Genomic DNA, 19,942 nt, shown 5'->3' on the forward strand with positions numbered 1-19,942 from the left:
CCGCCGGCACCAGCTCCGGCAGCGGCTGCACCACCAGCACCAGCTCCGGCCGCTGTCGCCGCACCGGCACCCTCAGTCGCCGCGGCGGTGCTTGCGCCGCTGGGTGCTGGCATACCCGTCGGTGCGCTCTGCGGCACGGTCGGTGCGGCCCCCTCAGGCACCGAGCCGGACTCGGATGCGCCCTTCCCGCTGGCCGAGAATCCCTCCATCAGCATCTGGCCGATCCCGGCGCCAGCCATCGCGAGCCCTGCCCCACCGCCGGAGCCACCCATGCCGCCGGTGATTGAGGAGAAGATCCGCAGCAGCGCCGGCAGCGCGAACAACGCCAACAGCATGCCCAGCAACCCGGTCGCGGTTTGGGCGATGCCGGACGGATCCCAGCCGGTGGTGGCGAACAGTTGGAACGCGGCCGCGTAGCAGATCGCCGCGGCGAGCTTGTAGGCACCGAACGCGATCACCCAGCCGACGAACTTCCGGAACAGGGCCATGCCCTGCTCGGTGTTCGTGAACGACGCCGCCAACGGGAACGCGCCCAGCAGGATGACCAGCACGAAGTTGCGGCCAAGCAACACGCACAGTTGAACGAACCCGCAGACGCTGGCCACGGTCATGGCCGCGATCGGGATCAACGGACCGATACCCACACTTGAAGTCACGGCGAAGCCGCGCATGATCTGCTCACCGAACTCCTGATCGGTGGCGTTGTTCAGCACCGTGAACGCCAAGTTGTCCATGACGCGGACGTACAGGTTCACCACGAACACCCCTGAGGTGGAGACCACGAGGGTGCGCAACAACGCCATGGCGAGTTCTTTGCCGGCCTCGCCACGCTGGGAGATCATCATCTTCGCCCCGCCGATCAGCACGCTGATGATCACCATGGCGCCGGTGATCCACCACAGCTGTTCCTGGAGGAACCCGACGGCCCCACCTGCAGCTGCAGGTGGGGCCGAGTTGAACACGAACGCTGCGATCGAGACCGGCATCGACACCAGGAGGGCGCCGGTCAGGATCGCACCGAACCGGCCCGTCTGGGTGTCGCCGTCACCGCGGCGTTGGGAGAGGGCGAGACGGATGCCGAAGACGATGAGGGACCCAACCGCAATCGCCGCAGCGCCCCATGCGATCACCCCCAGCACGTCGTTGACCTGCTTGGACACGAAATCGGTCGTTGCTGCGTCTGCCGGGGCTTCCCCGCCCGACAATGCGGGGCTCGGCAGTGCGATCCATCCGGACGCCAACGCTGCGACGATCTTGCCGACCGCGGTGAAGAGCATGCCGTTGAGTTCCTGCAGCGCTTTCCCGAACGCGCCAGAAGCGACGTTCTGCACCGCTTCCGCACCCCAACACATCGGGTCGACGGCGGCGCAGCTCACGACGCACTCCACGGGATGTAGCCGCCGAGGTTGGGCAGCTGCACGATCGATGAACCGTCCGCGGCCGGTGGGACGATCCGCCAGTCGCCGTTCTCCCAGCGCACTTCGAAGTACACGCTTGAGAGCAGCGTTGGTCCGACCCGCCATGCGGTGTCGATCGCCGCCATATCGCCGTCGTAGTGCAGGACTCGGAACCCGGCCAGCGAGAGCGCGGCGGCGGTGTTCGGTGTCGAGTTTTCCTGCTCGGTCTTCACCACCTCTGCTTTGCGGGGCGATTCGGCGTACATCTGCTCCGCGTTCGCGGACGCCACTGGCCGGTCCGAGGAGACCGCGACCATGTTCGCCGCGTACAGCAGTGCCCCCTCCGGGGTGTGCGCGAAGCAGCTGGGGAACCCATCGTCCGCCGTCTCGAACGGTCCTGCCTGCGGCGACGTCGGCACCGCCACCCGCCCGAGATACGCCCAGGTGGTCTCGGGTGCTGCACTGACGGTGCCCTCGGTGACGGCCGGCTGGTTGCTGCACCCATCACCGACGGGCACCACGGCCTGGCCAGGCGCTGCGCCCTGTCCTGATGCCGGCGGTGCGACACCGGTGCCACGCATGAGCTGCACACCGCCCACGGCGAGACCGGTGACGGCGATGACGCCCACGACGCCGATGCTCAACGCGAACGTGATCTTCTTGCTGCGCCGGCTCATGCGATCACGAACCCGACGATGCCCACCGCAGAGGAGCCGATCAAGACGCCGAGGATGACCTTCCCGAACCGGCCGAGCTCCACATCACCGTCGTTGCGGCGACCGGAGATGGCCATGGTGATTCCGAAGATGATCAGACCCAGCACACCGGCAGGCCCCAGCACCCATTTCGCGATACCGAGGACATCGCGAACCTTCTTCGTGAACTCCCCCGGCAGCGGCGGGTTGTCGGTCGGGGTGTAGGACGTCGCGACGGCCGTGATCGGGGACGGATCCGACAGAGCCTGGTGGACACCGGTGGGTGCCGCCGCGATGACGTCGGAGATGAGGTGGAGGAGGAACATGTGATGCCTTTCAGAGAGATGGAACTGCTGGGTTGTTGATGGACTGAGTGATGCGCTCGAGGACAGTCCGGACCGCCGCCGGGATGCTGGTCTCGGTTGCGGGGCTCTCCCGCCAGGCCGGCACCCACGGGAGCTGCCAGGACTGCGGAAGCACGCTGCCGACGAGCCGGACGCGTTTGCGGAGCGGTTTCGGGAGGCGGCCGGGGGCGTCTGTCACGAACACGACGCCGAGCACGTCGACGTCGGGCAGAAGTCCCGCAGCCCATTGGGTGGCCGCGGTCTGCACGGCCCGCAGGCCCGCGTCGTTGGTGCGGGCGACCAGCACGGTGCGCAGCATCCTGCCGTCGGCTCGTGTCGGCCAAGCGCGGCTGAGCTCCGGGAGCTGCAGAAGCTGGGCGAGGGTGGTGGTGCCGGCCCCGCCGTGGCAGCCGATAAGCCAACACGCGGCCTGGCCGTCGACGGTCGCTCTCGGCAGCCGGTCGTGTGTGGCCGGGGCGATGACTCCGCTGTGCGGGGCCACCGCCCGGGCCGGAGTCTCCGGCCGGATCTGAGCAGGCTCGGGCTCGGCAGCGGGTGCCGGCAAGCTTCCCTCCAACCACGCGTCACCGTTCACCGGAGGCCCCGATCAGACCGTGGGGAGATCGATGGACCGTCGGCGCCGGCCGAGCAGCACGGCTCCAGTACCAGCGACGAGCACACCGACACCGGCGAGCAGCGTGGTCGCCGTCTCGCCTGCACCGGTGTCTGCCAGCCGGGCACGGTCATCGCCAGTGCTCCACGTGCTGGAGTCGTCGTCGGAGTCATCGGCCGAAGAACTCCCCTCGTCCGCCGGCGCCCCACCATCGGCCGGGGTCACCGGACCAACCGGGTCGACGGGATCGACCGGATCGACGGGGTCGACGGGGTCGACGGGGTCGACCGGGTCAACGGGGTCGACGGGGTCGACCGGGTCAACGGGGTCGACGGGGTCGACCGGATCAACGGGGTCGACGGGATCGACGGGGTCGACCGGGGCAACAACGGTGGCGGCCGAGGTCGGTGTAGCGGCGACGGCGTTGGCGGCCGGTCCGAGCGCGATGGCGCTCAGCATGCCCAGCGCGACCGCTGGGAGGACGAGGGCGGTGTTGCAGCGCCGGGCGTGGCTGGTGGATGTGGACATGTGTTCTCCTTGGGTGGTGTTGCGGATCCGCGTCAGTTGGACGTGGACGTTTCGGGGGCGAACACCTGCAGGTGCCCGCCGGTGCTGGTCACGAGTAGCCCGGTACCGGTGCACCCCAGCACCGTCGCCGCCGGTGCTGGGATGGCCTCGACCGTGGTCCCGGTGAGCAGGGCAGGGCGTTGCTCGTGCGTGCCGAGGAACACCCCGTCGAGTGCAGTGGATGCAGTGAACCCGGCCGGGATTCCGGTGACGGTCGCCGCGTCTGCGTCAACGAGCGCCGAACCGATCACGGCGGTGCTGCTGCCGGGTGCGGTCACGACCGACTCCGCGGTCACCGCTCCCGCGGCGGCAGTGCCGATGACTTCACCGGTTTCGCTGTGGTGCGCGACGACGTTCTGGCTGCCGAGCCCATCGACCCAAGCGGTGAGGACCACGCCGGGAAGGACCCCGAGCCATGTCGACAACGACAGCCCGGGCACTGGTGCCAGCGGAAGCTCCTGCAACGCGGTGCCGGCGTCGTCGGCGGTGATGACGCTGCCTCGGGCGGACGCCCACAGCAGACCCGAGGCCGATTGCCCGATCAGCGCCGTTCCTGGACGTGGACTCACGATCGGGACCAACCCCGTCGCCGCTACCCGCCAGCTCGAGGTGCCGTCAGTCACGAACGGCAACCCACCCCGAATCCTAAGCTTGCCACCGGCGGGCAGAGGCATCTCGGCGTGCTCCAGGCTGCTCCCGGCCCACAGATGGACGCTCTGGCCGGTGACCGCGATCACCGCCCAGCTGCCGTCGATCAGCGCCGCGTACATCCCGGCCGCAGCACAGGACTGCCGGGTGTGGACCGTGCCGGAGGCAGCATCCACGAGGACGGCTTCGGCACCGGTGGCGAAGCCGATCGTCGCCGTCTCCGGAATGAATGCCACATCCCCCACTGCGGTGAACCGGCCGAATTCCTGCAGAGGCACCCGCGCCCAACCGGGCACCGTGACCACCGGGGCGACGGTCTTAGCCGTCGAGCTCGGGCGAGGCGCGCTGGGGCGACCGGATGCGGTGAAGGCAATTGCCGCCCCGCCGGCGCCGAGTAACGCCAGCAGCGCCGCACCCCCACCGATCAACACCCGCCGACGGGTGAACAGTGCCCGGCCTCCTAGTGCCGGTCCGGCGACAAGCACCGGGGCGGATGCCCGCACGACCGTCGGCCCGGAGACAGTGTCAGGGGCGTCCTGGATCGTCTCTGCCGTGATGTGAGGCTCTGCAGTGGTGAATGCCGCCCAGGGGTCGGTGCACCCGCAGCGCGGGCACGAGGCGGCCTGCACGGGCACGGCGGTCCCGCACGCTCGGCACGGCCCGGTGAGTGTCGATGGCTCGGCCGAGTGCCGGCTGGTTGCGCCTCCCTGGACCGGGCTCAACACCCCATCCGGCCACACGGCATATGCGGCGCTGGGAGTATCGGTGATCTCCAGCAGCACGGGGCGGTTCAGCTCTGCTGCGGTTGCGGTGCACCTGGCGACAATCGCCGGGCGCAGCTGCTCCACCGGCACCGCGGCCAGGTGCACCGGGATGCCGTTCTTCGAGAAACAGGGTCCGTCAGGTGCGAGTAGCTCGGCGGTGAACTTGGGAAATGGGGATACCCGTGTCGGGGTCATTCGGCACCTCCAGGTGCGTAGAGGAACAGGTCGACGCTGGTCGCGGGGACGGTTCGAGTGCCGTACATGTGCTTGGGCCGGCCCCAGTTGTATTCCTCGAGCACGACCGTGCCGTCCGGGTTCACGGCCTGCACGTAGGCGACGTGGCCGTAGGAACCGGCAGAGGTCCCCCACCAGGCCACCGACCCGGCCCGCGGGGTGAGGCTGGTCGCCCAACCGTTCTTGGCCCAGGAGTCAGGCCAGTCGATGGCGTTGCCGCCCATCGGGGTCAGCGTCGACCAGTCCCACTTCCATGGAGCCGCCGTCACGCCGGCGTCACGGTTCAACCGCCAGGCGACGAAGTCCACGCACTCGCGGTAGTAGTACCGCAGCGGCGACAGCCCGCCACCTTCGGTGTCGGGCGCTTCGTTTGGCCACGGGTAGTCATCGCCGGCCGCCGTGGACGGGTCGTCCGTGCACCCACCCTGCGACGCATCGTTGCCGGTGAGGGCGGTGACGATCTGCTGGGCAGGCTCCAGGAACCGGGTGTAGTGGTCCGGGTCGGCGTTTCCCTGCACCCGGTGCGCGGCGATCGTCGGTTCCAGCGACTCCCACCCGGCAACCCCGGCCAGACGGGTGAAGAACTGCGTCGACGCATACACCGGGTCAAGGACCTGCTCGCGAGTGCCCCAACCCAGACACCACTGCTGCTGGAACAACCCCACCGAGCACGTCGGTGAACCGTCAGGATTCGTCACGCCCTGGTCCTCATCGCCGTAACCGATGTTGACCAGGCTGCTCTCACCGATCGAGGTCATGACGCCGATGATCTGCGCCTGGCCGGACAAGCCCATGCTGGCAGCGGTGTTGATGATCGTGGCGGCGTTGACCAACTGGTCACCGGTGAACCCCGCAACACCGTCGGCCGGTGCGTTCGCGGCGTCGGCCGTACCGACGAGCGCGGCCGCGCAATTCGAACCACCACCGCTGAGCATCAACCCGAAAAACGCTCCGACCAGCAGCAGCACCGTGACTGCTGCCGCAACGGTTTTCACCGCTCGTCCCGGGGTGCGCCGATGCGGTCACAGAGCCACACCCCAGCGCGCTCATCCCACACCAGCAACAGGGTGTAAATACCAGCATCGGTCGGCACCATCGCCACTGCACCAATCCGGGTCGGCCGATCGTTCAACACTGCCGGCCCAGTGATCGTGTGTACCGGCACCAGCGCCGGGTTCGTGCCCTCAGCCCGCGAGGCAGCTTTCGCCGTCAGCAGCGGGTAGAGTCCGTTGATCCAGGCCTGCGCATCGACGTCGGTCCTCGAGAACGCTGCCATTACTGCTGTCGCGAGCTCGACCGCTGCAGCCCGATCATCCGAGGTCAGGACCGCAGCTTCCGGCGCCTGTCGGTCGTCCTCGACCGGCGGCATCAGGGCGCCGACGCCAGGCGATGATGAAGCAGACCCCACCGGCGCGGACTCCGTTGCGGTCGGTACCGATGCAGTGCCGGCGCACGACGTCAGCAGCACGCACACGGCCAATCCGCTCAACATCGCGGGACTGATCATGCGAATACGGGTCTTCAACATGGGGCGCCTCCTCATCGGCAACAACAGGGCGGGAACCTGGCCGGCGTGTGATGAGGCACATTCCGGCCAGGTGTCCTCATACACAGACAGGAGGGGTGTGCAGTGACCTACTGCACACCCCTCCTGTCTGTGTACGAGAGCACCCATTCGTGTGCTGCCGAGACCAACGAAGAGAGCCGTATGTCCGAGACCGAGAACCAGACCGCGCCCATCTCCACCGAGGCCGGCGAGCCGATGATGGAGGAGATCTCCCGGTGCTCTGAGCCGATCCCGCTGCGTCCGGAGACGGCGGAGCTGCGCGCAGTGGAGCAGCAGATGATGCGTGGATGGGACGCAGAAATGGCGGCACTCACCAGTGCCGGCTGGGAGATTGTCCGGGAGAACACGCTCTCCCGGGTGCCCGAGGGCACCTACCGGCTGTACAACATCCTCCAACGCCCCATCGCCGTGCAGCCGCGCCGACTGCGTCCAGTCGAATGATGCAAGACGTCCTCGAATCCGCGACCTTCTGGGGCGTCCTCGGTGGAACGCTCGTCGCTTTACTCGCGCTCGGCTTCCTGCTCGACCCGCGCTACCGGCGCCGTCGGAGAGGCAACCGCCCCACAAGACGTCGAGCTGCGCACGGCCGGTGAACCGGGCCGGGGTGAAGGAGCCGCCGATGGCGGCGCTGCGCTGACAACAACCACGCTTCGGGATTTCCCCGACCGCCGATCATATGGGCCTCCTCCCCCGCACCCAACACGGCGACTTCGTCGCCCGGTTGGGGTGAAAACTTCTGCGCCGCGGTCGCTTCGCTCCCTCACATCGACGTAGAACTTTTCACCCCAACCGGGTACCCGCTTATGGCTGCTCCTCCGGATTCCCATTTGCTCTGCTTATCGGGGAAATCCCCCAGGTGCGAGAACCCGACAGACAGGAGCACCACTCATGAGCGTCACCGTCTACAGCAAACCCAACTGCGTGCAGTGCACAGCCACGCACCGGTTCCTCGACGGGAAAGTCGAGTACACGGTGGTGGACCTGTCCGAGGCCCCCGACGCGTTGGAGACCGTGAAGGCGCTCGGGTACCTGCAGGCGCCCGTCGTGGTCACCGACACCGGCCACTGGTCCGGGTTCCGCCCGGACAAGCTCGCCGAGCTCGTCCCGGGTCGATGAGACCGTACACGCCGGCGGAGATCCTGCAGGCCGGCGCCGACGACACCCGCCGCGGCTCCACGCACCTGCGGTTGGAGCTGAACGCGCTGCAGAACGCGTTGGGTTGGCACTGGCACCGCATCAACGTCAACGCCGACGTGCCGCTGCTGGACGGCGAGGAACGTCTCCCCAGCTACCCCGCGCCGGCCGGGTTCGGCGGGAACACCCTCGCGGTCCCCGCCCGCACCGTGCACCTCGAGCGGCTGACACCGGCAGGCCGGTGGTTGTTCTGGCTCGGCGGGCACACCGCCCGCCTGGAACGCGAACGCCTCATCGACGGCATCGAGCTCTTCCGGGTCCTCGTCGACGACGCCCGCCGTGCGCGCACCAGCGAGCAACGCCGAGCCCACATGACCGCCATCCTCCACGCCGCCGACGCGAACCGGCACCGCGGCACCCGGCAACCCGTGACACCGGTCAGCACCACCGCCTGGCCGGTACGCATCCCGCCACCCGAACCCACCAACCCAGAACGGACCACCGCGTGATCGTCAGCATCCTCGTCTGCAACGCAGCCAGAACCATCCCGGCTCACCCATCCCGTCCGGCAGCACCCTTGGGTTCGGCCGCCACCGCCGCTCATTTCCCGGCTACCCACCACCAGCACGCCCCGCCAGGGGGCTGTCTGGAAATACCCTCCCGCGACACCCATCACCCGTCACCCAACCCTGAGGAAGGAACCTTCATGACCGCACGCCGTCCGGCCCGGTCCGAGCCGCGACACCGCCTCCAGCTCGACACCCCCATCCGACGCACCCCACCGGCACCCGTCACCCCACGCCCCGGTGACGACCCCTACCAGGACTACCTGGCCTGGCTCGACACCACCGGAAACCCCTCCTTCATCGACCGCACCCAGCCCTCCCCGAACAGCCCAGAACCCGGTAGCACCAGCCACCACTAACCAACGGCCCGCCCCGGTGGGCAAGGTCACCGGGCAGTCACCACCCACACCGAAAGGGAAACCCTATGACTACCAGCACGCCGGGCAGTGCGAGCGCACGTTCGCTCGCCTGGATGGAGGCGCTACGTGACCGCTACCTCGCCGCGTGCACCACCCACCCCGCCGTCGGTCCCCTGGACCAGGCGCAGCAGCTCGAACGCGACAACGCCGACTACTGGACCCGCCGCATCGCGCAGGAAACCTGCCGCACCAACAGCCGCATCACTGAACAGGACCCAGCATGACCAACACCTCAACCGACCCAGCACCAGCACGGCCGACGTCTCGGCGGGCGGCCGTCTTAGCTTGGATGCGCCGACACACCCTCGGCAAGATCCTCGCGGTTGTCGCGGCCGCCGCCGTGCTCATCACAGCGGTGGTCATCACGAACGCCGTCGCAGCAAACGCCGAGTTCGAAGACAAGCTCACTTCAGCCCGGGGTGCGGTGAAAGCGCTCGGGCAGGCTGAGATCCACAACAACGCCCAGAAGATCGCTCTCGACGCTGAGATCACCAGGACACTGGACACCAGCGCCGCCGTCGCGACGATCGTCGCCGGTGCCCCCGCCTACTTCGACACCAGTGCTGCGGCTGAACTCGAGCAAGCCCGACTGGCCCTCGACGCGGCCGTGACCGCGGTGAAAACCCCACCAGCCGAGGGACAACCGGCCGCATCAACCACCCTGGAACCGGCGTCCGTGGACCGGATTCTGCCGAAAGACCCAACCCTGCAGCAGCTCACCGCGTTCCAGAAGACCCTCGCGGCGGCCATCCGGGCCGTTGAGGCGGACACTGACCGGAAGGACACCGCGATCGACACCCTTGTCCAAGCCCGCGAGGACCTCCGGGGCCCGCTGCGGAACCTCGCGAACACGGTCGTGACGGTGAACGCACCAGCCGTCCGCGCGTTCGCCCCGGCCGTCGATATCACCGCGTTCAACGACACCGTCACAGCCCTGCAGATCACGATCGACGACAACGACCCCCTCATCCCACCCCTCGAGACCTACGAAACGGCCGCGAAGACCGTCCTCGACGCCCAAACCGCGATCAACACCCAAGCAGCCATCGACGCCGCGAACCAGGCCGGCAACGACAGCTACGTCGACCCATCGACCGGTGAGGCCAAACCCAACCCCAACTACAACGGCGGTGGAAGCGGTTCCGGTAGTGGCGGGGGCTCGGGTGGCGGGTCGGCCGACGGCGGCAGTTCGGGCTCCGGTGGCGGCGGTGACAGCGGTTCCGGCGGCGGTGCACCCGCCGCGCCCACTCCCCCACGCATCGTGTACACCTCCTACGCCTGCGGAGGCGCCGGCGGCTACTCGGAGTCGAGCTACAACAATCGCGGCATCACCGTGCCAGGTTCAGGTGTCGCGAGCGTGAATGGCCCGTATGACTCGGGTTCGGGTTGGCGTGTGGATTGGACCTGCGGGTAGTCCGTCCGCCGACGCATAACGACGAACGCCCCGACCGTCTGGTCGGGGCGTTCGTCGTTGGTGCAGCTGGTGCTACTCGGTGTCGCTGGTGTTGGCCGTTTCCATGATGGGGGCGGGCTTGCGGCGGCGCTGCACGGCGAGGCCGGTCATGAGGGCCAGGCCGAGGGCGACGAGGCCGCCGGCGATCCAGCCGATACCGGAACCGTCGAACCCGGTCGAGGCAAGCCCCGCGGCGGCCGGCTTGACCTTCCGCAGGGTCTGCTCGTCCGGCTCTCCGCAGGTGCCCTCGCTGAGGAGGACGGTCTTGGTGTCGTCGGTGTAGGTGCGTTCGATCCAGTTCACGCCCTCGCCCATGTCGGCAGAGGCGGTGAACGTGGGCCCGGGGACCTCGGTGCGGCCGCCGATCACGATCGGTGCGGACTCGGCCTGGTACACGGTGCTTGCGTCGCAAACGTTCTGGCCGTCGACGATCTTGTAGGCGGTGAAGGTCTGCACGGCGGTGTCCGGGTAGAGGGCGACGTCGGTGTGGACGGCGGTGTCGCCGTACTGCTCGCCGTCATACACGGCCGGAACAGCCTTCGTCGTCACTCGCGGTGCGGTGACCGTCTCAGTGGCCAGGCCGAAGCCGTCGTGCCAGTCCGCTTGCAGCGTCGGTGCGACGGCGGCGTCCTGGCTGGCAAGATTCATCGACCACACGGCGGTGATCTGCCCGGTGATCCCGGCAGGTTTCACGATGGATGCCTTCATGACCTCGCCAGGGCCCGTGCAGGCGGCGGTCGCGGTGCCGATCGGTTCCCGGCCTGCGGGGACCTCGGGAAGGTCGTTCTCAGCGTCGGCTTTGGGGTAGAACGCGACGTCCCAGTTCACGCGGACGCCGGACCCGTCGCGGTTCGTCCGCCACACCGGGCTCGCACTGTCCGCGGCAACATCGCACGTCGCGTGGTCCGTGATCGTGCCACCAACCCCCACCAGAGGCTGCTGCATCTCCGACGTCACCACCGGCTGGAACAGGGTCGACCGGTCCATCGGGTCTCCGGTAGACAACGTGAACGACTGCTCGGCCTTCGGGCCGGGGCCCGCGGTGTGCTGTTGGGCGCCGCCGGCGGACTGGTAGACACCAATCTGCCCGGCGTACCCCGACGACTTACTGAACGTGGCAGAGCCGCTGATCTTGTAATCGACGACGCCGTCTTCCGGGTTCCCCCGCACGGGCAACACCATCCCGTTCGTGACACCGGCGATCGTCGCCGACCCAGTGTCGGTGAAGATCCCGTTCGTCAACGTGACCGTCCCCGTCGCATCCGCCGGGTCGAGGTCGGAGACCTCAAGTGTGCCCTTGTAGCTGTTCGTGGTGTCGACGTTGAGGGCTATCAGGCCGGCTCCGCCGCCGATGGCTCCTGCGGTGACGCCGGTGGCGTCGGCGCGGATCTGCGCGAGCTTCGCGAGCACGTCAGCACGCTGCTCAGCCGGGACCCGGCCGCCGTAGTAGGTGTCTCCGGACATGCCGTGACTGTTGTACTCGACACTGTCGGCGAGAGACCACACGAACAAGTGCGTCGCGGCCGCCCAGTTGTTATCCGCGTACTGGCCGTAGTTCGACACCGCCCAGTTCACCCGAGCATTGTCGTCGGCACTCATCGACGCCCACGCCTGATTCCCCACGAACGCGCTGTCCCCGGTGGGCGGGGAGGCGAGGATCTCGAGACAGTACGTCGCGATCCCGTTAATGAGCTCCTGACCGATGAACCCGGAACCCTCGTCGTACCCGTACCCGTGGGTCGCGGCCTGCGCGGTGATGGCAGAGAACGGAGAGACCGCGAGACCGATGCCTGCGGTACCGCCGAGCGCGAGCGCAGTCACGAGCGTGAGCGCCCCAAATCGGACCCGCCGCCTCCGGACGGGGCGGGTGAATGCTGTTGCCTGATCCATGTGGACCTTTCCGTGGTTGGTGACGGGCAACGAAGTGTTGCCCTCATACACAGACAGGAGGGGTGTGCAGCGACCTACTGCACACCCCTCCGCCCACGCCGAATCACGCCGCGTTGACGCGTCTTCGGTAGGTCCATAAGGCCCGGAAGTGTGCTGTCGATTGCAGGGGCTGGAAGTTGGGATCCTTGAAGTACGCGCCGAGCAGCGACGTCTCCTGTCGGTTCGGCCGCCCTCCCCAGGTGACGGCCGCGACAGCGCGCAGTCGATCGGCAGACACATCGGCGAATGTGGCTTGCGCGCACTCCAGAGTCTTCGCGTCCTGACGACCCGACTTGTCGTACTTCGAATGGGCGAGCAGATCCACGATGTCGTGTAGCCGAGGTCTGAGAGCGTCTGGCGAACGGTGTTCCAGAGTTCGGGCGGTCATCATCACGGCGAGCTCGAGAGGGGAAACCTCATCAGCGATCATCAACTCCAACGGATCGGAGCTGGCCGACACCAGGGCAGATTGATCGAACCCGGGCCCGTCGATTCGCTCGAAGCGCGGCACCCAGGACTTACCGAGGGACTTGAACCTGGCCTGGTCCGAGGCCGCAGCTACCCACTCCCGCACGATGGCCGACGCGTAACGAAACGCGTCGTTCGAGGTCTCCACCGTGTGTCGAGCCTTCGCCGGCTGATCAATGAAGTTCACCTCGATCATGTTCACCAACTCCGTCTCGTCAACGAACGCTGATCCCGACCGTCGGTACACCGCATCGCGGACGATCGGCACCAAGTGCTCAGCAATGTCAAGGCGCATCTGAGCCGCAGCAGGCGACCGACTGAACTCGCCCGGTGACATCACCAAGATCTTCGCCAGAGCAGCACGAAACCGCGCCTCCGCCTCCGCATGACTACCGCTCACGTAGCGTCACTCCTCGCTGACAGTCGTGCGCTGATCCGACGAACCCGGACACACGAACGCTCCAGACACTCCGACGCGGCAACCCAGTCCTCGAAATCCACCGGATCCGCAAGCGCATCAGCAAGAAACGACTCCGAGTCAATCCGCTGCAGCACCAGATCCGCCTGCGTGATGGCATCAATCGCACGATCCACCACAGCTCGACCAAGCGGACGCCGGCGTGAGAAATTATCCGTGCTCATGCGAGATTTCCTTTGTCACATCACCAGAGGTTGCACGGTTCAGCTGGACGACGTTCTTTCGGTGCATCATCGCGACGCGCGCCTCGAACACCGGCCGCAACACCTCACGCACATATCGGGCCTGCGTGAGCAACGACACGTCAGTGCGCCCCAAGGTCCGTTCCCACTCGATCTGTAACTGCAGACCCGGGTCGTCGATGCTCTCCCACACACGCGCATCGACATGCGTCCAACCAGCCTCACGAGCGAACTCCAACCGAGACCCAACAGCCAACAACCGGCCATCCCGATCAACAGCGATCGGCATCAGTAGCGCCGACACCGCATGCCTCGGCGGAACAACCTCAACGCCGCCACCATCACGCCGCACGTCATCGATCGCCACGAGTGCGACCGCCGGCCCATCGACATGCGACGGGCTTCGCAGGGGCTCCGATCCCCTCGCACCGGGGCCAGACATAGACCCATCTGCTCTTTTTGCGGTCGAAGCGTCGGTCGTGGCCGACACTCGTTGATCTGTTGAGACCGTCATAAATACCACCTGCTCAACCTCCGTATTCGCGGAGGCGACATCTAGAGATGCTCGATCAACTGCACACACACCGGCCACCCCACGTTCCGACAAAACGGTCCCTCCTTGATGCACAGCTTGCGTTCTGAAACCGTGTATCACGGATAGTCTAGTCGCTTTGAAGACGGCAACTATAGCTATGATGGATACAGTTGCGTTCAGCTCGGAACGGACAGTTGTACTCGGGGGCTTCACTTCGGGGAGAATGGGGGGATGGCCACGCCTTACAAACCGAATGATCCGCAGTGGACTGCGGACCTTGCGATGGCCAGTTCGATCCTCGGAACACCGGCGAAGACTCGTATCCTGCGCTACCTCGCGTCGACAGAGGATGGTGCTAGTCGAGGTGCGATCGCGGCGGCCACTGAGATTGGCGGGAGTCTCAGCCGTATTCTTCGTGAGCTCGAGGACAGCGGTGCGGTCACGGGCGACTGGCCGAAAGACGACAGGTGGGGTCGCTCTGTTCGCTACAGATCCGATCCGGAGCGGGTGAAGTACTTCGTGGAGCTGTGGACGACGTACGCTCTCAACGAGTCCTAACGAGGCTTCCTGAAACGCAGCACGCACGCGACGTATCGGCCGGTGGGGTTTCCGCCGTCGTCCCGGACGCCGCTCGCTTTGAGCTTCGCCTGCCGGGTCTTTCCGTTGACGATGACGTTCACCTCGATCGCTGGACGAGGATGGGGTGTTCCGGCTGCTTCCCGCAGGTACGTCGTGACCCGTTCGTGTTCCGTGACTGGCAGTGCTGCAAGCACGTCGTAGCTGTTTGCCTGTTCGAGACTAGGCGCAGTTGTGCCAGGAGACGTTAGAAATGCCTGCCAGTAGTCGGCGTCAACGATGCAGAAGAACCGGTCCTCGACGAGTTCAAACAGAGCTCGGACGTAGTCATCGGAACGGCTTGCCTTTAGGCCGGGAGTCGAGTCCTCGATTGGTGCCTGAATGCGGTGGGTCAATCCAGTCAGCCGTATGGTGCCCTGCGGCGTCTCTGCAGCGCGACCGACCAAGCGCAATGAGGCGCGCGTGCGGTGTTCTGTTCCGTAGCCGGTTTCGGCGTCGAAGGCAATGGAGTGCAGTTGATCTGTTCGAGACCGCACACCAAGGTCAATGAGTTGGCGCAGACGGAGTCGATCCTCGGCGACAACAATGTTTGTCATCCACGGTGGCGCCGGATACGCACCGTCCCTGTTGGGATGTTCTGGAGGAATGCCGTAGACCTGGAACATGCCGGCATCCCACCAGGAGCTTGTTTGTACTCCTGATCCTGGCTTGGCTACGTCCCACTCCCACGTACCGATTAGGGGCTCTTGGGGAGGGACGGGGGTCGGATGAAGGGTACCGATGACCGCGACTGCGATCCTGGACAACGGTGACAGCAACGTGCGGCGGCTTGCGTACATCCCACTCCCGAGCGCCGTCGTAATGCTGATCGGGCGGTTGTGCTCCAACCCCTCCTCCATGAACGGGAGCAGCTTGTGGCGCAGCTCAGGGAGCGCGACATTCTTCCTCGCGCTGACGCCGTGGTAAGAGCTGCTACCAGCGGCCAGCAATCCCCCGCGGCGCTCGATCGTCAGCCAGCTCGCCTCTGGCGCCCTGCTCGCCTCCACCTCGCCTCTCCTCGTTAGCCAGATGATGGACCCCAGACAGGTCTTGACCATGTCAAGTCTGGTCGGCCATCAGGCCGGCGGTGGGTGTTTCAGACCCATCTGAGTAGGAGGAGCAAGTCAGTTGTGGGCGTGTGGGCTCCTAATGAGGATGAGTCAGGAGGCAGTGCCGGTTTCGATGATGTTGCTGCCGAAGCGAAGACGGTCAACGGTCCCCGCTGGGATCAATCGCACGAATCGCCGCGAAACGTCCATCCTCGACGCCATCGCGAGCCTCCACGTCGCTTCGCAAACCAGACAAGAACTTCGATCGTCACGATGCCCCAGCGAGGTCAATGTGGAACTAGGCCTGGCCGTCACAGCAGGGCATCCGGTGCCGAACTGGGCCAGTCGCATGTTCAGATCCTCTCTGACCGCTGTCCCCCAAAAGGTGGATTGCCGTGCCGAACGATCAGGTGTGACCATATTGAGATAGTGGCGTTCAGAGCCACTGTTCGTATTCGATGACAAGTACCCGACCGCTGGACAGCGGAAGTGGTGTCACAGGCAGTTACTGTCACCCCTTGCGGAGAAAACATCATGCTCAACACCCTTCCGCCTGCAAATATCCATGTTTTCGCGGCGGGATCTATCCACATCCTTCACGCGCTTTCCGCGACCGGCACGACCACCGAGAGCCACCTTGCTCGGATGACCTCGACCGAGATCGTTGATTCGGCGCTTCCAGCGTTGCTGGACCATCAGACTATTTCCCGCGACGACGAGGGACGGCTGTCTCTTAACTGCGCCGTCGTGAACACTTCTGTCGACGTACTTCGCGACTACCTCCTGATCTGATGCGCGATCTTCCTGTGCGAATGACGGCGCTGTCTTCGAATCTGCACTTCGTCCAGGGCCCACTCTCCAACTGGATTGTCATGACCGACGGAACCTCGGCAAGCCTGATCGACTCGGGGTACCCAGCTGACGCGCAGCTGGTTGAACGCAGCGTCCGGGCCGCCGCCGGAGGAAACTTCACGGTGGTCGAGCACCTGGTCACCCACGCACACACCGATCACATCGGATCGGCTGAACTCCTTCGGCAGTCTCAGGGAACCGTTGTGCGGTGCGCGGCCGCCGAGGTCGAGCATCTGAGTCGCACCGAGCGGCACCAGATAACCTTCCGCTCAGTCCTCCCCCGCCTCTGGAAGCCCAGGATCGCCGCCTGGGCCATAGCGGCAGTACGAGCAGGCGGTCTTGCCGACGTTGGCGTTCAGTCGGCTGAGACATTTAGCGATGGCGAAGAACTACAGCTCCCCGGTAGACCGATCGCCATGGCGCTGGCTGGCCACACCGCCGGGCACAGCGCGTTCTACTTTCCCGCCGAAGCGACGCTGGTGCTAGGAGACGCGCTCGTTTCGGCGCATCCAACGAGCGCGCACCGAGGCGCACAGTTCCTGCACAAGATATTCAGGGGCGACAACGCTGAGACAACGACTGCACTCGAGCGTCTCCTCCCGCTACACGTCCGGACCATCCTCCCAGGGCACGGGCCGCTGCTCAGAATCACACTGGCTGAGGCTGTCAAACACGCCCAGAGAGTCCATGAAAGAGCGCATCGCCGCCTTAAGTGATAATGTCGTGCCTGAAAAGCGGGATCGGCTGAGGGCGATCCAAAGGGAACGAGTGACATGTTTGACGACACGCCGCGCCAGCTGTGCCTTAAGACTGTCTTAACTCGGGAGCATGAGCGCATGACTGGTAGCAACGCAGGGAAGAAGCGCAATCGCTTGCCCGCAGGCACCACGCCTTGGAAGGGGTCAGTTACGCTCGACCCCTCGTACGGTTCAGCGCTCGAGATGGCTGCCAAGCTATCTGGAGACCTCGCTCCATCCCTCTACCTGCAAGTGCTCCTGAGCCAGATCGTTGAGCGAGACGAGCAGGGAAACGTTGTGCTGCCAGTCGTCGATCCTGCCTCATCAAGAACGCTGGAGGCGCATCAGACAGCCGCTTAAACGAAGAAGCCCGGTGCTTTCGCACCGGGCCCCTCAAAGATTCGTAGCTCAGAACCCACGACGGCAATCAGACGGTTCGAGCTAATCCCCTAGAAACAGATCCGGGTCCGCCCGGAGGCTTTTCCGTACCCACCTTCAGGAGGTGATGGAGCCATAGTAACGCATGGAGGCACGATTGTGCCTGTCTTTTTGCATCCTGCGCCCGGCGTGTCCATCGCGTGGGTGCGACTGTGGTGAGGGGCCGGCTTCGGACGTCTGTTGAGGCGTTGGCTGTTGCGGGTGTTGCTGGTGTTGGTGGGTGGTCGGCGTGGGAGTTGTCGCAGCGGATCTCGCCGGCGCCGCATGTGCAGGCGATGCGGGTTGACGCGTATGGCGAGTTCGTCGCGAACGATTACTCGCTGGCGTATCCGGTGCGTGCTGGGGCTCCGGTGGGGCCGTGGGCGGTGCGGTTGGCTGGTCCTGATGGGTTGTTCTACCTGTTGGCGTTCGATTTCGACGGTGGGGATGCGTCTGAGCGGTTCGACCAGGTCGACGCGTTCACCGCCCTGTTGGATGAGTGCGGGATCGAGCATGTGGTGTGCCGGTCGTCGGCGAAGGACCGCCGGCACGTGTGGGTTGGTGTCGATCGCGCTCAGGGCGCTCCTGCCGGGTTGGTGTCGCGGCTTGGGTATGCCGGCAAGGCGGCGTTCTCGGTGTTGGACCATGGGATGCTCTCGAACCCGCGCAATGGTGCGTGTCGTCCGCCGTTGTCCCCGCATCGGGATGGTTCTTCGTCTGTGGTGCTCCAGGGGAGCTTGGACACGTTGCTGTATCCGTCGACGACGCCGGCGCAGCTCGAGCAGCTGCTCGAGCACCTCTACGCCCTCGCCCCCGAGGAGCAAGCTGTCGCCGAGACCGCTGTGCCAGTCGCACCCCCCCGCGGCGGCCGCCGCGGGCTCACGGCCGCGGGCCGGGCGTTCATGGACGCACCCGGTGGTGGTGCTGATCCATCCCGGAACGGCTACCAGGCGCTGCTTGCGGCCGCGAACGCAGGCTGGGACTACCAGGACGTCGTCGACGCTGTCCGCACCGCCCCTGGGCTTGAGCACTTCCGCACGCAGAACACCGGACAGGGGCGGCGCCGACGTCGGCGCCCGGCCGAGGCCGAGAAGCGACTGCAGCGCGCCTGGAGCAACGCCATGGCGCGGGCTGCCCTGAACCAGTACGCGCCCGCCGGCGCCCCACCTGCTGGCCGTGATGAGGCTGGCTGGGCCGAGTTCGAAGCGTCCCTCGTCGACGTCTCCAGGATCCTGGAGAGCTTCCGGGTGAACCCCGGCCGGTGGGGCGGCCGCCACGGAGACCCGGCGAACCGGTCCGTGCTCACCGCACTGGCCTTCCTCGTGCTCCGTACCGGCAAACGCACCGTCGCGGCCGCAGACCGCGACCTCGCCGAGCTCGCAGGCCTCAGCCACTCCACCACAGCCGCTGCGCTCCTGCGCCTCCAGGCGGCCGGGTTCATCAGACGAGTCCAGGAACACCACGGCACCAATGCCGCCACCTGGCAACTCAGAACCCAGCCCGGACAGTTATCCACACCCACAGATCTGGGTCGGACACTCCCCCGAACGATCGCCGCCGCCCCGGCCGAACTCTTCAACACTCGCCGGCTGTTGCTCGAGGAGACAGAGCAACACCTGACCGACCTTCGCCACGATGTGTTCAGCTACCAAGGCCTCGGTCACCACGCAGGACGCCTGTTTGCGCTCCTCAACGACGGCGAGACCATCGGCATCCCCACAGCCGCTGCACGACTGGGAATCAGCGCCTCCCACGCCGGTCAGATCCTCTCGCAGATGGTCAGTGCACGGCTGCTGGTGAAGCGCGGAGCACGATGGGGCAGAACCCTCCGCAACGTCCTCCACCGTGCCGCAGAACTGCTGGGAGTCGACGGAGTACTCGAGCGCCGACGAGCCCGGTTCACCATGGAACGCATCCGCTGGCGTTGGTGGCTCGACCACCTCACCGCACGCCACTCCCCCACCGGCACCCGCTCCCCCAGACCCACCGTCCAACAACCCACTCTCGTCTTCTTCGACGCCCAAGAACACAACGCCGGCATCCTCCGCTACCCCCACAGAGTGGACCAACCAGACCGACCAGATCACCACCTGGCCGCCGAGTACGTGTACGCCGGACGCCTCGACCACCTCTACCGTCCGGCAGCCGCCTAGCGGCACTGAACGTACCCGGATCGGATCTCGATAGATTCGTGTGGCGGCGTTCGAAGCGTCACATTTCCAGCAACTCCACTTAATCCACCTAAGCCGGGAAACCTGGGTAATCTGTCTATTCTGGTA

24 protein-coding genes are annotated in these 19,942 nt (G+C 66.2%); 11 read left to right on the top strand and 13 right to left on the bottom strand.

Annotated features, from left to right (window positions below; all coding sequences use genetic code 11):
* From IFT89_RS11150 to IFT89_RS11180, 8 genes are all read right to left on the bottom strand, one after another.
* Positions 1 to 1,376: hypothetical protein (locus tag IFT89_RS11150; RefSeq protein ID WP_202938966.1), on the bottom strand; the 1,376-nt coding region annotated here is incomplete at its 3' end.
* Positions 1,373 to 2,074, bottom strand: coding sequence for a hypothetical protein (locus IFT89_RS11155; RefSeq protein ID WP_202938967.1), 702 nt, complete (start codon positions 2,072 to 2,074; stop codon positions 1,373 to 1,375). The genes IFT89_RS11150 and IFT89_RS11155, both read right to left, overlap by 4 nt.
* Positions 2,071 to 2,418, bottom strand: a complete 348-nt coding sequence (locus IFT89_RS11160; protein WP_202938968.1) for a hypothetical protein — start codon at positions 2,416 to 2,418, stop codon at positions 2,071 to 2,073. Before IFT89_RS11160 ends, IFT89_RS11155 begins: the two co-directional genes overlap by 4 nt.
* Before the next feature lie 10 nt (positions 2,419 to 2,428).
* Positions 2,429 to 3,001 carry a DUF6668 family protein gene (locus tag IFT89_RS11165; protein ID WP_202938969.1) on the bottom strand — a complete coding sequence of 191 codons (573 nt, stop codon included), beginning with the start codon at positions 2,999 to 3,001 and terminating at the stop codon, positions 2,429 to 2,431.
* A 42-nt stretch (positions 3,002 to 3,043) separates the two neighbouring features.
* Positions 3,044 to 3,577, bottom strand: coding sequence for an LPXTG cell wall anchor domain-containing protein (locus IFT89_RS20255; protein ID WP_244650693.1), 534 nt, complete (start codon positions 3,575 to 3,577; stop codon positions 3,044 to 3,046).
* Between the two features lie 32 nt (positions 3,578 to 3,609).
* Positions 3,610 to 5,133: a hypothetical protein gene (locus IFT89_RS20260; protein WP_244650694.1), complete on the bottom strand. Its 1,524-nt coding sequence runs from the start codon at positions 5,131 to 5,133 to the stop codon at positions 3,610 to 3,612.
* Between the two features lie 86 nt (positions 5,134 to 5,219).
* On the bottom strand, positions 5,220 to 6,257 hold the full coding sequence (locus IFT89_RS11175; protein WP_202938971.1) for a CHAP domain-containing protein: 1,038 nt from the start codon (positions 6,255 to 6,257) through the stop codon (positions 5,220 to 5,222).
* Positions 6,254 to 6,790 (bottom strand): hypothetical protein, encoded by a 537-nt coding sequence (locus tag IFT89_RS11180; protein ID WP_202938972.1) that lies wholly within the window; start codon positions 6,788 to 6,790, stop codon positions 6,254 to 6,256. The genes IFT89_RS11175 and IFT89_RS11180 overlap by 4 nt, the downstream gene beginning before the upstream one ends.
* A gap of 180 nt (positions 6,791 to 6,970) precedes the next feature.
* Here IFT89_RS11180 and IFT89_RS11185 point away from each other — a divergent pair, with 180 nt between their 5' ends.
* The 7 genes from IFT89_RS11185 (at position 6,971) to IFT89_RS11215 (ending at position 10,362) form a co-directional block, all read left to right on the top strand.
* Positions 6,971 to 7,270: a hypothetical protein gene (locus IFT89_RS11185; protein WP_202938973.1), complete on the top strand. Its 300-nt coding sequence runs from the start codon at positions 6,971 to 6,973 to the stop codon at positions 7,268 to 7,270.
* Positions 7,270 to 7,422 carry a hypothetical protein gene (locus IFT89_RS11190; protein ID WP_202938974.1) on the top strand — a complete coding sequence of 51 codons (153 nt, stop codon included), beginning with the start codon at positions 7,270 to 7,272 and terminating at the stop codon, positions 7,420 to 7,422. Before IFT89_RS11185 ends, IFT89_RS11190 begins: the two co-directional genes overlap by 1 nt.
* 295 nt (positions 7,423 to 7,717) lie before the next feature.
* Complete coding sequence (gene nrdH / locus IFT89_RS11195; protein ID WP_202938975.1) at positions 7,718 to 7,945, top strand: glutaredoxin-like protein NrdH; 228 nt, start codon at positions 7,718 to 7,720, stop codon at positions 7,943 to 7,945.
* On the top strand, positions 7,942 to 8,472 hold the full coding sequence (locus tag IFT89_RS11200) for a hypothetical protein (RefSeq protein WP_202938976.1): 531 nt from the start codon (positions 7,942 to 7,944) through the stop codon (positions 8,470 to 8,472). The genes nrdH and IFT89_RS11200 overlap by 4 nt, the downstream gene beginning before the upstream one ends.
* A 197-nt stretch (positions 8,473 to 8,669) precedes the next feature.
* Positions 8,670 to 8,888 (top strand): hypothetical protein, encoded by a 219-nt coding sequence (locus IFT89_RS11205; RefSeq protein WP_202938977.1) that lies wholly within the window; start codon positions 8,670 to 8,672, stop codon positions 8,886 to 8,888.
* Between the two features lie 65 nt (positions 8,889 to 8,953).
* Positions 8,954 to 9,172 (top strand): hypothetical protein, encoded by a 219-nt coding sequence (locus tag IFT89_RS11210; protein WP_202938978.1) that lies wholly within the window; start codon positions 8,954 to 8,956, stop codon positions 9,170 to 9,172.
* Positions 9,169 to 10,362, top strand: coding sequence for a hypothetical protein (locus IFT89_RS11215; protein ID WP_202938979.1), 1,194 nt, complete (start codon positions 9,169 to 9,171; stop codon positions 10,360 to 10,362). The genes IFT89_RS11210 and IFT89_RS11215 overlap by 4 nt, the downstream gene beginning before the upstream one ends.
* 72 nt (positions 10,363 to 10,434) lie before the next feature.
* Here IFT89_RS11215 and IFT89_RS11220 read toward each other — a convergent pair whose 3' ends face one another.
* The 4 genes from IFT89_RS11220 to IFT89_RS11235 all read right to left on the bottom strand — a co-directional run bounded on the left by IFT89_RS11220 (position 10,435) and on the right by IFT89_RS11235 (position 13,825).
* Complete coding sequence (locus tag IFT89_RS11220) at positions 10,435 to 12,291, bottom strand: thioester domain-containing protein (protein ID WP_202938980.1); 1,857 nt, start codon at positions 12,289 to 12,291, stop codon at positions 10,435 to 10,437.
* A gap of 103 nt (positions 12,292 to 12,394) precedes the next feature.
* Positions 12,395 to 13,198 carry a hypothetical protein gene (locus IFT89_RS11225; RefSeq protein WP_202938981.1) on the bottom strand — a complete coding sequence of 268 codons (804 nt, stop codon included), beginning with the start codon at positions 13,196 to 13,198 and terminating at the stop codon, positions 12,395 to 12,397.
* On the bottom strand, positions 13,195 to 13,440 hold the full coding sequence (locus tag IFT89_RS11230; protein WP_202938982.1) for a hypothetical protein: 246 nt from the start codon (positions 13,438 to 13,440) through the stop codon (positions 13,195 to 13,197). Before IFT89_RS11230 ends, IFT89_RS11225 begins: the two co-directional genes overlap by 4 nt.
* On the bottom strand, positions 13,427 to 13,825 hold the full coding sequence (locus IFT89_RS11235; protein ID WP_202938983.1) for a hypothetical protein: 399 nt from the start codon (positions 13,823 to 13,825) through the stop codon (positions 13,427 to 13,429). The genes IFT89_RS11230 and IFT89_RS11235 overlap by 14 nt, the downstream gene beginning before the upstream one ends.
* 399 nt (positions 13,826 to 14,224) lie before the next feature.
* Between IFT89_RS11235 and IFT89_RS11240 the strand changes: the two genes are divergently transcribed.
* Positions 14,225 to 14,551 carry a helix-turn-helix domain-containing protein gene (locus IFT89_RS11240; protein ID WP_202938984.1) on the top strand — a complete coding sequence of 109 codons (327 nt, stop codon included), beginning with the start codon at positions 14,225 to 14,227 and terminating at the stop codon, positions 14,549 to 14,551.
* Here the strand turns inward: IFT89_RS11240 and IFT89_RS11245 are convergent.
* On the bottom strand, positions 14,548 to 15,666 hold the full coding sequence (locus IFT89_RS11245; RefSeq protein ID WP_202938985.1) for a hypothetical protein: 1,119 nt from the start codon (positions 15,664 to 15,666) through the stop codon (positions 14,548 to 14,550). The two genes, IFT89_RS11240 and IFT89_RS11245, sit on opposite strands and share 4 nt — an antisense overlap.
* Positions 15,667 to 16,191: 525 nt before the next feature.
* Between IFT89_RS11245 and IFT89_RS11250 the strand changes: the two genes are divergently transcribed.
* The 3 genes from IFT89_RS11250 to IFT89_RS11260 all read left to right on the top strand — a co-directional run bounded on the left by IFT89_RS11250 (position 16,192) and on the right by IFT89_RS11260 (position 19,816).
* Positions 16,192 to 16,449, top strand: coding sequence for a hypothetical protein (locus IFT89_RS11250; protein WP_202938986.1), 258 nt, complete (start codon positions 16,192 to 16,194; stop codon positions 16,447 to 16,449).
* Between the two features lie 20 nt (positions 16,450 to 16,469).
* Positions 16,470 to 17,225: an MBL fold metallo-hydrolase gene (locus IFT89_RS11255; RefSeq protein WP_274605575.1), complete on the top strand. Its 756-nt coding sequence runs from the start codon at positions 16,470 to 16,472 to the stop codon at positions 17,223 to 17,225.
* A 1,175-nt stretch (positions 17,226 to 18,400) separates the two neighbouring features.
* On the top strand, positions 18,401 to 19,816 hold the full coding sequence (locus tag IFT89_RS11260; protein WP_202938988.1) for a hypothetical protein: 1,416 nt from the start codon (positions 18,401 to 18,403) through the stop codon (positions 19,814 to 19,816).
* Positions 19,817 to 19,942 lie beyond the last annotated feature (126 nt).

Origin of the sequence: Plantibacter sp. CFBP 13570, from assembly GCF_014841395.1 — a bacterium.
Classification (GTDB): Bacteria; Actinomycetota; Actinomycetes; order Actinomycetales; family Microbacteriaceae; genus Plantibacter; species Plantibacter auratus.

Bases quoted from the DNA above. Each gene is read 5' to 3' on its own strand.
- IFT89_RS11155 (WP_202938967.1), bottom strand. From the start codon at position 2,074: ATGAGCCGGCGCAGCAAGAAGATCACGTTCGCGTTGAGCATCGGCGTC.
- IFT89_RS11160 (WP_202938968.1), bottom strand. From the start codon at position 2,418: ATGTTCCTCCTCCACCTCATCTCCGACGTCATCGCGGCGGCACCCACC.
- IFT89_RS20255 (WP_244650693.1), bottom strand. From the start codon at position 3,577: ATGTCCACATCCACCAGCCACGCCCGGCGCTGCAACACCGCCCTCGTC.
- IFT89_RS11180 (WP_202938972.1), bottom strand. From the start codon at position 6,790: ATGTTGAAGACCCGTATTCGCATGATCAGTCCCGCGATGTTGAGCGGA.
- IFT89_RS11185 (WP_202938973.1), top strand. From the start codon at position 6,971: ATGTCCGAGACCGAGAACCAGACCGCGCCCATCTCCACCGAGGCCGGC.
- IFT89_RS11190 (WP_202938974.1), top strand. From the start codon at position 7,270: ATGCAAGACGTCCTCGAATCCGCGACCTTCTGGGGCGTCCTCGGTGGA.
- nrdH (WP_202938975.1), top strand. From the start codon at position 7,718: ATGAGCGTCACCGTCTACAGCAAACCCAACTGCGTGCAGTGCACAGCC.
- IFT89_RS11200 (WP_202938976.1), top strand. From the start codon at position 7,942: ATGAGACCGTACACGCCGGCGGAGATCCTGCAGGCCGGCGCCGACGAC.
- IFT89_RS11205 (WP_202938977.1), top strand. From the start codon at position 8,670: ATGACCGCACGCCGTCCGGCCCGGTCCGAGCCGCGACACCGCCTCCAG.
- IFT89_RS11210 (WP_202938978.1), top strand. From the start codon at position 8,954: ATGACTACCAGCACGCCGGGCAGTGCGAGCGCACGTTCGCTCGCCTGG.
- IFT89_RS11215 (WP_202938979.1), top strand. From the start codon at position 9,169: ATGACCAACACCTCAACCGACCCAGCACCAGCACGGCCGACGTCTCGG.
- IFT89_RS11220 (WP_202938980.1), bottom strand. From the start codon at position 12,291: ATGGATCAGGCAACAGCATTCACCCGCCCCGTCCGGAGGCGGCGGGTC.
- IFT89_RS11230 (WP_202938982.1), bottom strand. From the start codon at position 13,440: ATGAGCACGGATAATTTCTCACGCCGGCGTCCGCTTGGTCGAGCTGTG.
- IFT89_RS11240 (WP_202938984.1), top strand. From the start codon at position 14,225: ATGGCCACGCCTTACAAACCGAATGATCCGCAGTGGACTGCGGACCTT.
- IFT89_RS11245 (WP_202938985.1), bottom strand. From the start codon at position 15,666: ATGGTCAAGACCTGTCTGGGGTCCATCATCTGGCTAACGAGGAGAGGC.
- IFT89_RS11250 (WP_202938986.1), top strand. From the start codon at position 16,192: ATGCTCAACACCCTTCCGCCTGCAAATATCCATGTTTTCGCGGCGGGA.
- IFT89_RS11255 (WP_274605575.1), top strand. From the start codon at position 16,470: ATGACGGCGCTGTCTTCGAATCTGCACTTCGTCCAGGGCCCACTCTCC.